We start from the raw sequence: 14,878 nt of genomic DNA, 5'->3' as shown, positions 1-14,878 counted from the left end.
CAGCGTTCATCCTGAGCCAGGATCAAACTCTCCAATAAAGTTAGTTTGTCTAGCATCTAAAATAAAAATTGACGTTTCACGTTGTTTGTTTCGTTTAGTTTTCAAAGTTCAACATCGCGTTTCAGCGACTTTTATAATTTAACATTTTGCGTTAAATCTGTCAACAACTTTTTTCTTTCGTTCCTGACGACGCTTATTAATTTACCATATTAATCATTTGTTCGTCAACACTTTTAAAAAAAATGCCAAAATAAATTTATCTTGGCATGATATAAAGCTTAATAACCACTAATGCAGCAACACCAGGTAGACCTAATAAACTTGTGATTGTTGCGGTTCCCAAGTTAATTGGAATATGAAAATCAAAATATGTCCCTATAACATTTACGATAAAAAGTAATGCTACTCCCAAAGTAACATGAAAAAGCACTTTTCCTATAAAACGTAATGGCTTAGAAGAAACACCGAAAACAAGGAAAATAAAAACTAATGTAAGAATACCAACAATAATAATTGTAGAATTCATTTTTTCCTCCTTATGAATGACCTATACACACTTATTTGTATGGGACAAGAAGGTAAAAAAGAACATGTATCATATAACTCCAATCGTTTTGTCTTATTCATCTTTATTCGATAACACTTTCTTCATAACAACCGTTACTTGTTCTTTCTAAACGAAGTAACTACTAAAGATAAAATAAAAAGGTTCTGCTTTTTCAGCAGAACCTTTTACCATTGTTCCATTTTTACAGGACGACGTTTTGCTTCTTTTAACAAGAAGAAATATTTCGCCTCTGCTATTTTTAAAGAACAAAGTACATCTTGAGATGGTTCAACGCTTTGTTCCACCATTCTCTTCTGACGTAACCACTCATTCTTTACCTTTTCTAATAGTACAATTAGCTTATCATCATACTCTTTACGCAATTTACCCTTTTTTTGAAAGAACATTTTTGTTTCTCCTCTTATACTTCTCTACGACCTTCTAACGCTTTCGACAGTGTTACTTCATCTGCATATTCTAAATCTCCACCAACTGGCAGACCATGTGCAATACGAGTTACTTTAATACCTGTCGGCTTTAAGAGGCGGGATATATACATTGCTGTAGCTTCCCCTTCAATATTAGGGTTTGTTGCTAATATTACTTCTTGTACCGTTTCGTCGTGTAGTCGCTTTAAAAGTTGCGGGATATTAATGTCTTCTGGTCCAATTCCCTCCATTGGAGAAATAGCACCACGTAACACATGATATACACCTTGATACTCTTTCATTTTTTCCATTGCGATTACATCTTTCGGTTCCTGCACAACACAAACAACCGATTGATCTCGATGTGAATCGTTACAAATATAACAAGGGTCACGGTCAGTAATATGCCCGCATACAGAACAATATGCTAAGTCTCGCTTCGCATTTACAAGTGCTTTCGCAAAACCTAACACATCGTCTTCTTTCATATCTAATACGAAAAATGCCAATCGAACCGCTGTTTTCGGTCCGATTCCTGGCAATTTCATAAAGCTATCAATTAGTTTTGATATTGGTTCTGGATAATGCATATATCAATATCCTCCTAGAACATTCCACCCGGTAAGTTTAAGCCTTTTGTAAATTTACCCATTGTAGAGTTTGAAAGTTCATCAGCTTTTTTAAGTGCATCGTTCGTTGCAGCTAAAACTAAGTCTTGTAACATTTCGATATCTTCTGGATCTACAACTTCTTCTTTCACTTTCACTTCAAGAATTTGCTTATGACCATTTGCAATAACTGTGATCATACCGCCACCAGCTGTACCTTCAACTGTTTTTTCACCAAGTTCTTCTTGCGCTTTTGCCATATCCTTTTGCATCTTTTGCATTTGTTTCATCATGTTATTCATATTTCCCATTCCGCCACGCATCATAATTAATTCCTCCTAATTATTATTACTCTTTTATTTCAATAAGTTCTTGCCCTACTAATTTTACTGCCTCTTCTATAAGAGGATCCTCTTTTTTCTCTGGGCTTTCTTCAGAAGCTCCGCCTTCACGTTGTAAAAAATCTTCACGGATTTTACCCCATTCACTTTTTGGAATGGCAATCATATTTAATCTTTTACTTAGCAATTCAAATAGAGCCTGTTCCACTGTGTCCATAGCTTCTCGGTTCTCGCTCGCCATTTTACAGTGAATCTCATATTGAAACGCTAAAACGTAAGTATCATCCGAAGCCGCTACCGGTTCGCTATTTTCTAATAAAACAGCAAACGCTACTTTGTTGTATGCTTTGAGCCTTCCTAACAACTCACCCCACACAGCTTTTAATTGTTCTAAATCTTGACGCTTCGCTTGCTTTAATACTTCATTTACGCGCCCGACAGGAATCTTCATACTACCTGTCCGTACTGGCTTTGGTGCTGCACGCGTCTCTCTTACTTCCTGCTGTACACCAGCCGGCACACCATTCTTTTTAACTTGTTCTAACTCTTTCTCCAATTGCTGCATCCTGTTCATAATTGCTTGTAAACGATCTACACCGTTTGCTTGCATCATAAACTGTTGACACAGTTGTACCATAACAACTTCTAAGAAAATTCGCGGATGATTTGTCCACTTCATTTCCTGTTGTCCCTTACTAAGGGTATGAATGATTTCATAGATTACTTCCGGTTGCATTTCTTCACTTAACATACGGAATTGCCCATCTACCATCACTCGTTCCAACATATGTTCCAGTTGTGGTGAAGTTTGATATAAAAGCATATCGCGATAATAGTAAATGAAATCTTCCATAAAGCGAACTGGATCTTTCCCTTTAGCCATCATCTCATCTATAATACGCAATGCTCTTGATACATCATTTTCACGTATACATTCTACTAAGTTACCTAAGTATTGCTGAGAAACAGAACCTGTTACAGCTAATACATCTTCTGTCGTAACTGTTTCATCACTATAAGATATTGCCTGATCAATAAGACTAAGCGCATCACGCATACCACCTTCAGCAGCACGTGCAACAATTTGTAACGCCTCATCTTCTACTTGCGTACCTTCATTAGTCACAACCGTCGATAATCTCTCAACAATATCATTTACTGATATCTTTCGAAATTCGAAACGTTGGCAACGCGAAATGATCGTAGGTGGTATCTTATGTGGTTCTGTTGTCGCTAAAATAAAGATGACATGTCCTGGCGGCTCTTCTAACGTTTTTAAAAGCGCATTGAAGGCACCCATAGAAAGCATGTGAACTTCATCAATAATGTATACTTTATATTCTACAGCACTTGGAGCATATTTTACTTTATCTCTAATATCTCGAATTTCATCTACACCGTTATTTGAAGCCGCATCAATTTCTAATACATCCGAAATAGATCCTTGTGTAATCCCCAAACAAGAAGGACATTCATTACAAGGTTCAGCTACCGGAGCATGTTCACAGTTGATTGCTTTTGCAAATACTTTTGCAATGGTTGTTTTTCCTGTTCCCCTCGGCCCAGAAAATAAATAAGCATGTGAAACTTTTTCTTGAAGAAGGGCATTTTGCAACGTTTTTGTCACGTGCTTTTGACCGACTACATCTTCAAATTTTTGCGGTCTCCATGTTCGGTATAACGCTTGGTATGACACGAAAATACGGCCTCCCTCAAAGGTTATTATCTCATTTATTATAACCCATTCTGTTTATAGATTCCAAAAGTTATTTTCCATACAAAAAACCCACCTTAGTATTAAGGTGAGTTTTGTATACATATATAACTGCCGTGCACCTTCTGTCGATTACGTACCATAAGCGTTACTCAAGCAGTTAGCTCGGTTCAGGCACTCCTGCGGCACACGAGAAGACCCGCTTATTGCTGCTTCCTTCCGGACCTGACAAGGTTCACGGGGTCCCGTTGCGCAGGACCCAAACGTCAACACCACTTACTTAAGGCAGACCTTACAGCAACATAACCTCGAGAAGGGATTCGGCCTCGCTAGAGCGGATTGCGAGTATAGGGCACCGCTACCTCCCCGCTTAGCACGGCAAAGTTAAAACCAATATTCGGTTGCCTTTATTAAAGGCATTATCAGTATAACTTGTTTTTTTATAAAATGCAAATACGTTAACTCTCTTTGCTTTTCTCTAATTTCTTGATCTCTTTTCTTTTTTTACGAAGCTCTCTAAAAAAGTTTGTTAACAAAGTACCGCACTCTTCTTCTAATACACCAGCTGCTACTTCACATTGATGATTAAAGCGTTCATCCGTTAATAGATTCATCAATGTCCCCGCACATCCACCTTTCGGATCACTTGCACCATATACAACTCGCTTCACTCGTGATAAAACAATTCCACCCGCACACATCGGACAAGGTTCTAATGTTACATATAATGTCGCATCTTCTAAACGCCATGTCCCTAATTTTTTGCACGCCTCATCAATAGCTAACAACTCAGCGTGAGCTATTGATCTTTGCTCAGTTTCCCTTAAATTATGAGCAACACTAATTACTTCACCATCCAACACTATAACTGCACCAATTGGTACCTCTTGTATTGCCTCTGCTTTTTTAGCCTCTTCTATTGCTAACTGCATAAAATAAATATCCTGATCGTGTTCCATAACATAGTCCTTTCATTACAAATAAAGTATACTTATTTCCATTTACTACACATGGGATAACTTTTACAAATTCAATCCACCCTAAGAAAAAAGAGAGGGGATTACATATGAAAAACACTGCCTTACTCATTATCGATATGATTAATGATTTTCAATTTTCACACGGACCTATCCTAGCCAAAAAATGCGAAATTATAACAACTCCTATTTTACAATTAAAGAAAACAATGAAATCCTTCGGCTACCCCATCATTTATATTAATGACCATTATCAACTTTGGAGATCTGATATTGACCAACTAATTACTCATTGTACAAATGAGTATAGTAAAAATATCATTCATAAGATTGCTCCAAATTCTGATGATTATATTTTCATTAAACCACATTACTCTGCTTTTTATGAAACACCTTTAAATTCTTTATTAGGCTATTTAAAAATAGAAAATCTCATATTAACAGGAGTCGCCGGAAATATATGTATCCTCTTTACAGCTAACGATGCTCATATGAGAAATTATACACTGTATGTACCACAGGACTGTATTGCCTCTAATCATGATCAGGATAACTTACATGCTTTAAAAATAATGAAAGCCACATTAAAAGCAAATATAGGACCATCATCTCAAATAAAATTTAATTAATACATATATCTATTTTCTAACTTTTTATAGCAAATTAACCCGCTCGCTTCCCTCTTGTGCTACAATAATTCTGTTTTGTGTTTTTAGTAGTCACGGTAAATCACTGATTGAAAGGAGGAAACAGCGTGACCGGAGTACCATTTATCACGGTTGAAGGACCAATTGGTGTTGGAAAGACTTCACTTGCGAAGGAAATTTCAACTCACATGCAACTCCACTTATTGAAAGAGATTGTTGATGAAAACCCCTTTTTAGGAAAGTTCTATGAAGACATCGACGAATGGAGTTTTCAAACAGAGATGTTCTTTCTTTGTAATAGATACAAACAATTAGAAGATATTAACATAAAGTATTTGAATCAAAGGAAGCCAGTAGTAGCGGATTATCATATATTTAAAAATGTAATTTTCGCATCCCGTACATTAAAAGATTCTCAATATGACAAGTACATGCAAATCTACCGTATCCTTACACAAGATATGCCAGTACCAAACGTTATCGTGTATTTAACAGCTAGCCTAGAAACATTACAAAAGCGAATCGCAATGCGTGGAAGAGAATTCGAAAAAAATATGGATCCAAATTACTTACTACAGCTCACAAAAGATTATGAAACAGCTATGGATGCTTTTAAAAAGGACCATCCAGATATCCCAGTATTGAAATTTAACGGAGACGATATGGATTTTATAAAAAATCCTGACGATTTAAACGTCATCCTATCTGCCCTTCAAAATACTCTCTTAAAGGAGTCGAAATAATAATGAATTTAAGGCAAAAATATGACATACCAAATGACGCAGTAATCACTATCGCAGGAACAGTAGGTGTTGGTAAATCTACTATGACAACTGCATTAGCTAACGCTTTAGGTTATCGTACATCATTTGAAAAAGTAGATTCGAATCCGTATTTGGACAAGTTCTATGCTGATTTCACACGCTGGAGCTTCCACTTGCAAGTATACTTTCTAGCAGAACGATTTAAAGAACAAAAAAGAATTTTTGAATACGGTGGCGGTTTTGTCCAAGATCGCTCTATCTATGAAGACACTGGCATTTTTGCAAAAATGCACCATGAAAAAGGAACAATGACAGAAACGGATTATGAGACATACAAAGGTTTATTTGACGCTATGGTCATGACTCCTTACTTCCCTCATCCAGATTTACTAATTTACTTAGAAGGTTCTTTTGATGATATCGTTGATCGTATACAAGAACGTGGACGTCCAATGGAACAGCAAACACCAATTGAGTATTGGAAAGAGATGCATGGGCGTTACGAAAACTGGATTAATAACTTTAATTCATGTCCTGTTTTACGATTAAATATTAATGAATACGATATTTTGAAGGATGGCGATTCCATTGAACCAATCATTAAAAAAATTGGCCATTTTTTAAAACAAACACGTAAACTTGTAAAATAAAAAACCCGTGCATATGCACGGGTTTTTCTATTAAATTACTTCTTCTTTGTTGGAGCAATAATTTCACTCTCAGGTTTTCCAGCGTTAATACGCTGACGAACAGTACTTGTACTAATATCGTATGCTTCAGCAATTTCTTTAACAGTCATTTCTTTTCCGTTAATTACTGCTGTTAATACTTTACCTGTACGTTTTGGAGCTGCTTCTTTCTTTACAGCTTCCTTTTTAACTTTTTTTGGTGCCTCTACTTTTGTCGCAGTTTGCTTTACATCACAAGTGCAGCCACAAAGTTTACGGAATGTATCATCGCTAATAATGCGGGATACATTTGCACCACTGTTTAAAATTCTATTGTTCTTACAGACAGGACATTGTACATAATATAAAGTTTTTCCATCTAAAGGAAACGTTTGTATAATAAGATCCATGTTGACTCCTTTCATATCTATGAAGATAATCATCGGAATATGAGTGTGTAATAAGGACAAAATCGCCTTACACCATACTTTATGATTGGTTTTAAAATAAAAACTCGTTACGTGTTGGTAACGAGTTCTCCAATCTCCACTTATATGCGCTGTTGTCAATTATATCTGGAGGAGGTAGAGGGATTCGAACCCCCGCGCGACTCTCGCCGCCTGTCGGTTTTCAAGACCGATCCCTTCAGCCAGACTTGGGTATACCTCCATATTGACATCAAATATAATATCAAAAGAAAAACAGTTAGTCAACCCTACTAAAATAAATTATGAGGAAAGGAAAATTTTACTTTTCCTCCCCTACATTATAGTACTGACAACGCTCATAATTACCAATCACTCATACCGATGAATGTTTATAAATTTACTTAATAACTGTTTTTCCTCCCATATAAGGGCGAAGAACTTCTGGAATTATAATTGTACCATCTTCTTGTTGGTAGTTCTCTAAAATAGCTGCCACCGTACGTCCAATTGCAAGACCAGATCCATTTAATGTATGAACATGTTCTGGTTTGCCGTTTGGCTCACGACGGAAACGGATATTTGCACGTCTCGCTTGGAAAGCTTCAAAATTACTACAAGAAGAAATTTCACGATATGTGCCATAGCTTGGAATCCATACTTCGATATCGTATTTCTTCGCTGCTGTAAATCCTAAATCGCCTGTGCACATGCTCATAACGCGATATGGCAACTCTAATAATTGTAACACGCGTTCTGCATCATTTGTTAGTTTTTCTAACTCTTCATAAGAATCTTCTGGTTTTACGAACTTTACAAGCTCTACTTTATTGAATTGATGCTGACGAATTAAACCACGTGTATCGCGTCCAGCTGAACCAGCTTCAGAACGGAAACAAGAGCTAAATGCAGCATATCTTATAGGCAATTGCTCTTTATTTAAGATTTCATCACGGTGCATATTTGTTACAGGTACCTCAGCTGTTGGAATTAAGAAATAATCCTCACTTTCAATACGGAATGCATCTTCTTCAAATTTCGGAAGTTGTCCTGTTCCTGTCATACTTGCACGGTTTACCATATACGGAGGTAATACTTCTTCATATCCATGCTCATCAGTATGAAGATCAAGCATAAAGCTAATTAAAGCACGCTCTAATCTTGCGCCAGCACCTTTGTAGAATACGAAGCGGCTTCCTGTTACTTTCCCAGCACGCTCAAAGTCTAGAATTCCTAAATCTGTAGCAAGATCCCAATGTGGTTTTGGTTCAAAAGCAAATTCTTTCACTTCTCCCCAAGTACGTGCTACTACATTATCATCCTCTGTTTCCCCAACTGGAGCAGATTCATGAGGAATATTTGGAATAGATAACATTAATCTTTCTAAATCTTCTTCAACTGTGCGAAGTTCATTATCAAGATCTTTTACTTTTTCTCCAACTTCACGCATTTCTAAAATTAGAGCTTCTGCATCTTTCTTTTCGCGCTTCAATACAGAGATTTGTTGAGATACTTCGTTACGTTTACTTTTTAGTTCCTCTGTTTGAACAAGTAGTTCTCTTCTTCTCGTATCCAACTCTTCAAAGCGACCAAAATCAGTTAAATCTTCGCCTCTATGCTGTAACTTTGCTTTTACTTCTTCAAAATTTGTACGTAAAAATTTAATATCAAGCATTATATACTCCTCCTTTTATTTTATAAAACACAAAAAACTCCCGTCCCTATATAAAGGGACGGGAGTTAACCCGCGTTGCCACCCTAGTTGAAAGCATTGCCGCCTTCCTCTCAAGTAGAAATAACGGCTCTTCACCGGAAATGTTTACTAATCATAAAGATATTCCACATTCCATTCCAGGATGGATTCACAAACTGTTTCTATCGATTTCCACCAACCATCGACTCTCTATAAGAAACGGCATTTGTTACTACTTCCTATCAACACGCTTATTTTATAAAATTGTTACCATCAATTTACTATAATCTTATACAAGTTGCAAGTTACTTATACAACTTTTTTCATTTTCGCTTCTTTTACCATTTCTACAAAGTATGCCGTTACACGATGGTCATCCGTTAATTCCGGATGGAATGAAGCAGCTAAAAACTGATTTTGTTTTACCGCTACCATTCGGTCACCATGTGTAGAAAGTACTTCAACATCATCTGCCACATTTACAACATACGGAGCACGAATAAATACGCCAACAAAATCTTCTCCCACACCTTTAATAGAAAGTGCAGCTTCAAAGCTATCTTTTTGTCGTCCGAACGCATTGCGCTCAACTGTAATATCCATAGCACCAATATGTGCTTCTTCATAGCCAACAAGTGTTTTTGCAAGAAGAATCATTCCTGCACATGTACCAAACATTGGTTTACCAGACTTCGCGAATGTACGAAGTGGTTCCATGAAAGCATACTTATCAATAAGACGGCGCATTGTTGTACTTTCACCGCCCGGTAAAATAAGACCATCAATTTCTTCAAGTTGTTCTATACGCTTTACAACAACAGCTTCTGCACTACTTGCTTCAACTGATTTCACATGCTCACGAACTGCACCTTGAAGACCTAGTACACCGATTTTCACCATTTTAAAGTTCTCCTTCAATTACCATCCACGCTCTTGCATGCGTTGTTCTGGTAATAACGTTGAAATTTCGATACCTTTCATCGCATTACCTAATCCTTTAGAAAGGCTTGCAATTAGTTCGTAATCCTCATAATGAGTTGTCGCTTCAACGATTGCACGTGCAAATTTCGCTGGATTCTCTGATTTGAAGATACCAGATCCTACAAATACACCATCCGCACCAAGTTGCATCATTAACGCTGCATCTGCTGGTGTTGCTACACCACCTGCTGCGAAGTTTACAACTGGTAAACGACCAAGGCGTTTAATTTCAAGTAGTACTTCATAAGGAGCACCAGTATTTTTTGCATATGTCATTAACTCATCTTCACGTAGACTTGCAACTTGACGGATTTCTGCATTGACTTGGCGCATATGACGCACTGCCTCTACAATGTTTCCTGTTCCTGGTTCACCTTTTGTACGAAGCATAGATGCACCTTCTGCAATACGACGTGCAGCTTCTCCAATATCACGGCAACCACATACAAACGGAACTGTGTAATCACGTTTATTTAAATGGTATACTTCATCGGCAGGAGTTAATACTTCACTCTCATCGATATAGTCTACCCCTAATGATTCTAATACACGTGCTTCTACAAGGTGACCGATACGGCATTTTGCCATAACCGGAATTGACACTGCACCCATAACTTCTTCAACGATTGTTGGGTCTGCCATACGAGAAACGCCACCTGCTGCACGAATATCTGCTGGTACACGCTCTAATGCCATAACGGCAACTGCGCCTGCCTCTTCTGCAATTTTTGCTTGTTCAGCGTTAATTACGTCCATAATAACGCCGCCTTTTTGCATTTCTGCCATTCCACGTTTTACACGTTCTGTCCCTGTTACATTTGTCATGTTACAAAAACCCCCCTAGGTGAATTGCTTTTCCCCGTTAAAGGCGAAAATTAAGAATACTCTTACATTCTACCACTAACTATCAGATGCTTGTCTACTACTTTTTCATAAAGTCGGTATGAAAAATAGGAATAAGAAAAAGCCCCTACAATGAGGAGCTTTTAAAACCAACCTTTTACTGTATCAACAGCACTATTCCATATACCACTAAAGAAAGAACCGATTCCTCGCATAGAACGAGTAAACCAATTCGCTTCTTCTACTGCAGATGTTGTTACAAGGTCTATTTGTAATGACTTACCAGATAAAAATCCAGGGTCATTTGTATCTTTTGGTGTGATTACCATTTTGCCAAGTGCAGCTCCCTTTTTAATAGGTGCTTCTTGTCCCTTACTTGCTTCTTTTAATTCTGTTTTATAAACATTTTTACTTCCCTTTGGCACTGGAAGTGAAACAGCTTGTTTTGTTTGAACTGCTACATCTTTATCCGTAGCATTTTCCACTCGAACTGTTTCTTGTCCTTTTACTGAAGAACCTTTTTTATATAATTGCTTCATTTCAAAATTAGCAAATCCATAATCATATAGTTTCTTTGTCTCATCAAAACGTGCGTCACGAGACTTCGTTTTAATAACTACAGAAATAAAGCGCATACCATCTTTTTCGATTGTACCAGTGAAACAATCTCCTGCTTCTGGAGTCGATCCTGTTTTCAAGCCATCTACACCATCATATGCCTTAGATAAACCTGGTAACATCCAGTTCCAGTTAATCATGTCAATTCGATCCGTAGTACCTTCACGGAATGTCTTTTTTGAAATTTTTGCTGTATCTAATGTTTTAGGGAAATCTTGAATAAGACGTTGTGCTAAAATTGCCACATCTCTTGCAGCCATTTTATTTTCTTCATCTGGAGTTGTCCCCTCAGGGTGCTGTCCTTTTAAATCTTTGTTCGTTAAGCCTGTAGAATTTACGAACTTGTAATTTTTTAATCCAAGCTCTTTCGACTTATCATTCATCAGTTTTACAAATTCTACTTCTTTTCCGGCAATTGCTTCAGCTAAGACTATCGTCGCACCATTAGCGGAATAAATTGCCATTGCTTCATATAGCTCTTTTACTGTATAAGACTCACCGTTTCGTAGCGGCACATTCGATAATGAACGATCCTGCGAAATTTTATACGCATACTCAGAAACCTTAACTTTTTGGTCCCATTTCAGTTTCCCTTTCGCAACAGCCTCGTTCACTAAATATTCACTCATCATCTTTGTCATACTAGCAATTGATAATAATTCATCTGCATTCTTTTGATATAAAATTTTCCCAGAATTCGCTTCAACTAAAATTGCTGCACCTGCTTCAATGTTTAAAGCAGATCCTGTTTCTGCTGATGCATTGCTGTATGGTAACAACATACTACAAGCTAGTGTAAGCATTGTTACTAGCGCAATGAATCTTTTGCAAAACATACCTTTCACTTTTGCTACCCCCAATATCTATGTACTCACATAACCGTTATTCTAACATAATCAAAAAAAAATAGACAGAGATATCAAATCTCCGTCTATTTGTATATAAGACATTATAATGAGTAGTTTGGAGCCTCTTTTGTAATTTGTACGTGATGAGGATGGCTTTCACGTAAACCAGCACCTGACATACGAATGAATTGTGCATTCTCACGTAGGAATTCTAAATCTTGTGCTCCGCAATATCCCATACCTGCACGTAATCCACCAACTAATTGGTGAACTGTATCTGCTAAAGGTCCTTTATATGGTACTCGTCCTTCAATACCTTCTGGAACAAGTTTTTTATTTCCTTCTTGGAAGTAACGATCTTTACTTCCTTTTTCCATCGCTCCGACAGAACCCATACCACGGTATACTTTAAATTGACGACCTTGGTAAATTTCAGTTTCACCAGGGCTTTCAGCAACACCAGCAAACATACTACCTAACATAACAACGTGTGCTCCTGCTGCTAAAGCTTTAACCATGTCACCAGAATACTTAACACCACCGTCAGCAATAACTGGAATGCCGTGTTTACGAGCTTCTGTTGCACAATCATAAACCGCTGTTAATTGTGGTACACCAACGCCAGCTACAACACGTGTTGTGCAAATAGAACCTGGTCCAATACCAACTTTAACTACGTTTGCACCTGCTTCAATTAATGCCTTTGTTGCTTCAGCAGTAGCAACATTTCCAGCGATAATATTTAGTGAAGGATACTTTGCACGAACTTCTTTTACTTTATCAATAACACCTTGAGAATGTCCGTGAGCTGTATCAAGTACGATTGCATCTACGCTAGCTTTTACTAATGCGTCGATACGAGTCATAGCATCAGCCGTTACACCAACCGCTGCTCCAACTAATAAACGTCCTTGCTTATCCTTTGCGGAATTTGGGAATTCAATTACTTTCTCGATATCTTTTATTGTAATAAGCCCTTGTAATACACCGTTGTTATCAACAAGAGGGAGTTTTTCAATTTTATACTTTTGTAGGATCTTTTCAGCTTCACCTAGCGTTGTACCAACTGGAGCTGTAATTAGCTGTTCTTTTGTCATTACGTCGGAAATTTTGATTGAGTAGTCTTGAATAAAACGCATATCACGGTTTGTAATAATACCAACTAATTTTCGTTCGTCTAAATTATTTACAACCGGTACACCTGAGATACGGTATTTTCCCATAAGATGCTCTGCATCATACACTTGATGTTCTGGAGTTAAAAAGAAAGGATCTGAAATAACGCCACTTTCAGAACGTTTTACTTTATCAACTTGCTCGGCTTGTTGTTCAATAGACATGTTTTTATGAATAATTCCTAAACCGCCTTGACGAGCCATTGCAATAGCCATATCCGCTTCTGTTACTGTATCCATTCCTGCACTAATTAACGGGATGTTTAACTGTAAGCTTTCAGATAAAACTGTTTTAACACTTACTTCTCTTGGTAGTACATCTGACTTTGCTGGTACAAGTAATACGTCATCAAAAGTCAAACCTTCTTTAACAAATTTAGATTCCCACATAATTGTTCCCCCTATGATACCAGAAATTATTATTAGTAGCTTATCAATTGGTTAAAATACTGTCAAGGACGTATATATATGTTAGAATTTTTAGACAATAAAAGGAGCGTAATATATGCATCAATCACATTGCACTTGGCAGCAATTAAGTTTCTTCTTTTCATCTCAAAATGTACAACGTTATCTTGCCCGTTGTTATGAAAAATCCTCCATACAAGATGCTGAAAAAAAAAGTTTTGAAAACTGTTACCCCTTTATTTATTACTTAGAACACGGGAAAAACTATTATGAATTATATAAGGTAGCCCCCTTTTCGATTCAGCCAATGTTATTGTTTTATGGAATGAGCCAACTTTTTAAAGCTTGCTTACTAACTATTGATCCTAACTATCCAGAATCCACTACTGTTTTAGCTCATGGTGTTACGACACGTAAACGAAAAAAACAAGGATATCAATTTTTAGAAGATGAGGTGAAAGTACAAAAAAATGGATTATTTACTCATGTTGCAGAACAGCTGTTTCACATGAAACACTTGGAATCAGAAAAGTTTAACATGCTAGATTTAATGGGGAATATTCCTGAATTACAAAACCTATTTCGCTATAGTCAACGCGGTGCTACTTTATATAAAATCGATTCAGTAAATACAAATGAACTTTCCTTTTCGGTCAGCATACTAGATCGACTCCATATGACTACAGAAAGGTTTTCACGTTACATTGAATCAACTTGTAAGCATTTATCGATGCAACATGTCTCTGGGAAAATGAGCGAGTCAAATTTGCTTTTTACAGCTCCTATTCAATCGTGGAATCCTGTATATAGCACGCCCTTATACTACGAGTATCTTGCTGATACTTATTACTTACCACTTACAACTGACCCTAGAAATCCTAAACCTGTATTACCTGAACTTCTTGTTCATTATTTATTGCTCTACAATTTAAGTATGATTTCTAGATACGAAACAGATTGGTGGTATGATTTACTTGGAAGCTATGGTTCTGAAGATTACCCATTTATTTATCAATTCCTTACTATTTCTGCTCAAAAAATCCCTTACTACATTTCAGCCTTTTTACTTACAGAATCGAACCTATTTCATGGGAAATAAAAAAAACACAAGTCAAAAGACTTGTGTTTTTAGTTGCTTGGCGACGTCCTACTCTCACAGGGACAAGGTCCCAACTACCATCGGCGCTAAAGAG

The 14,878-nt window shown here is 37.1% G+C and carries 16 protein-coding genes, 1 tRNA gene, 1 other RNA gene and 1 other annotated feature; of the genes, 4 read left to right on the top strand and 14 right to left on the bottom strand.

Annotation, left to right across the window (positions count from 1 at the left end; all coding sequences use genetic code 11):
* Positions 1-256: 256 nt before the first annotated feature.
* The 7 genes from ACUXEY_RS27650 to tadA form a co-directional block, all read right to left on the bottom strand.
* Positions 257-526, bottom strand: coding sequence for a pro-sigmaK processing inhibitor BofA family protein (locus tag ACUXEY_RS27650; RefSeq protein ID WP_166705495.1), 270 nt, complete (start codon positions 524-526; stop codon positions 257-259).
* 206 nt (positions 527-732) lie between these two features.
* Positions 733-954: a YaaL family protein gene (locus ACUXEY_RS27645; protein WP_000466020.1), complete on the bottom strand. Its 222-nt coding sequence runs from the start codon at positions 952-954 to the stop codon at positions 733-735.
* Between the two features lie 14 nt (positions 955-968).
* Positions 969-1,565, bottom strand: a complete 597-nt coding sequence (recR, locus tag ACUXEY_RS27640) for a recombination protein RecR (RefSeq protein WP_000559169.1) — start codon at positions 1,563-1,565, stop codon at positions 969-971.
* 14 nt (positions 1,566-1,579) lie between these two features.
* Positions 1,580-1,906, bottom strand: coding sequence for a YbaB/EbfC family nucleoid-associated protein (locus tag ACUXEY_RS27635; protein WP_170930109.1), 327 nt, complete (start codon positions 1,904-1,906; stop codon positions 1,580-1,582).
* A 25-nt stretch (positions 1,907-1,931) separates the two neighbouring features.
* Positions 1,932-3,620 (bottom strand): DNA polymerase III subunit gamma/tau, encoded by a 1,689-nt coding sequence (dnaX, locus tag ACUXEY_RS27630; RefSeq protein WP_461302032.1) that lies wholly within the window; start codon positions 3,618-3,620, stop codon positions 1,932-1,934.
* A gap of 132 nt (positions 3,621-3,752) precedes the next feature.
* Positions 3,753-4,017, bottom strand: an RNA gene (ffs, locus tag ACUXEY_RS27625) — signal recognition particle sRNA large type.
* 79 nt (positions 4,018-4,096) lie between these two features.
* Positions 4,097-4,597, bottom strand: coding sequence for a tRNA adenosine(34) deaminase TadA (tadA, locus tag ACUXEY_RS27620; RefSeq protein ID WP_429602877.1), 501 nt, complete (start codon positions 4,595-4,597; stop codon positions 4,097-4,099).
* 107 nt (positions 4,598-4,704) lie between these two features.
* Here tadA and ACUXEY_RS27615 point away from each other — a divergent pair, with 107 nt between their 5' ends.
* The 3 genes from ACUXEY_RS27615 to ACUXEY_RS27605 all read left to right on the top strand — a co-directional run bounded on the left by ACUXEY_RS27615 (position 4,705) and on the right by ACUXEY_RS27605 (position 6,676).
* Positions 4,705-5,244 carry a cysteine hydrolase family protein gene (locus tag ACUXEY_RS27615; protein ID WP_048528482.1) on the top strand — a complete coding sequence of 180 codons (540 nt, stop codon included), beginning with the start codon at positions 4,705-4,707 and terminating at the stop codon, positions 5,242-5,244.
* Positions 5,245-5,369: 125 nt separating this feature from the next.
* Complete coding sequence (locus ACUXEY_RS27610; protein ID WP_017561726.1) at positions 5,370-6,005, top strand: deoxynucleoside kinase; 636 nt, start codon at positions 5,370-5,372, stop codon at positions 6,003-6,005.
* A gap of 2 nt (positions 6,006-6,007) precedes the next feature.
* Positions 6,008-6,676, top strand: a complete 669-nt coding sequence (locus ACUXEY_RS27605; protein WP_001053585.1) for a deoxynucleoside kinase — start codon at positions 6,008-6,010, stop codon at positions 6,674-6,676.
* Positions 6,677-6,711: 35 nt separating this feature from the next.
* Here the strand turns inward: ACUXEY_RS27605 and ACUXEY_RS27600 are convergent, their stop codons facing one another.
* The 7 genes from ACUXEY_RS27600 to guaB form a co-directional block, all read right to left on the bottom strand.
* Positions 6,712-7,104: a DUF3797 domain-containing protein gene (locus ACUXEY_RS27600; protein WP_000364200.1), complete on the bottom strand. Its 393-nt coding sequence runs from the start codon at positions 7,102-7,104 to the stop codon at positions 6,712-6,714.
* Positions 7,105-7,270: 166 nt separating this feature from the next.
* A tRNA-Ser gene (locus ACUXEY_RS27595) sits at positions 7,271-7,363 on the bottom strand.
* Between the two features lie 156 nt (positions 7,364-7,519).
* Positions 7,520-8,794, bottom strand: coding sequence for a serine--tRNA ligase (gene serS / locus ACUXEY_RS27590; protein WP_000884181.1), 1,275 nt, complete (start codon positions 8,792-8,794; stop codon positions 7,520-7,522).
* Positions 8,795-8,845: 51 nt separating this feature from the next.
* Positions 8,846-9,067: a binding site (T-box leader), on the bottom strand.
* Positions 9,068-9,121: 54 nt separating this feature from the next.
* Positions 9,122-9,712 (bottom strand): pyridoxal 5'-phosphate synthase glutaminase subunit PdxT, encoded by a 591-nt coding sequence (gene pdxT, locus ACUXEY_RS27585; RefSeq protein ID WP_429602876.1) that lies wholly within the window; start codon positions 9,710-9,712, stop codon positions 9,122-9,124.
* Between the two features lie 18 nt (positions 9,713-9,730).
* Positions 9,731-10,618 carry a pyridoxal 5'-phosphate synthase lyase subunit PdxS gene (pdxS, locus tag ACUXEY_RS27580; protein ID WP_000186156.1) on the bottom strand — a complete coding sequence of 296 codons (888 nt, stop codon included), beginning with the start codon at positions 10,616-10,618 and terminating at the stop codon, positions 9,731-9,733.
* A 161-nt stretch (positions 10,619-10,779) separates the two neighbouring features.
* A complete protein-coding gene (locus ACUXEY_RS27575; RefSeq protein ID WP_429602879.1) occupies positions 10,780-12,090 on the bottom strand; it encodes a D-alanyl-D-alanine carboxypeptidase family protein in 1,311 nt (436 codons plus the stop codon).
* A gap of 113 nt (positions 12,091-12,203) precedes the next feature.
* On the bottom strand, positions 12,204-13,667 hold the full coding sequence (gene guaB / locus ACUXEY_RS27570) for an IMP dehydrogenase (RefSeq protein ID WP_087955341.1): 1,464 nt from the start codon (positions 13,665-13,667) through the stop codon (positions 12,204-12,206).
* A gap of 115 nt (positions 13,668-13,782) precedes the next feature.
* On the opposite strand from guaB, the gene ACUXEY_RS27565 reads away from it, so the two are divergent.
* Positions 13,783-14,784 carry a YaaC family protein gene (locus ACUXEY_RS27565; RefSeq protein ID WP_429602875.1) on the top strand — a complete coding sequence of 334 codons (1,002 nt, stop codon included), beginning with the start codon at positions 13,783-13,785 and terminating at the stop codon, positions 14,782-14,784.
* Positions 14,785-14,878: the final 94 nt, after the last annotated feature.

It is taken from the genome of Bacillus sp. F9_6S_D1_P_5 (assembly GCF_054823925.1).
The sequence above is the reverse complement of the archived record's forward strand: the minus strand, read 5'-3'. Positions and strand labels throughout refer to the sequence as shown.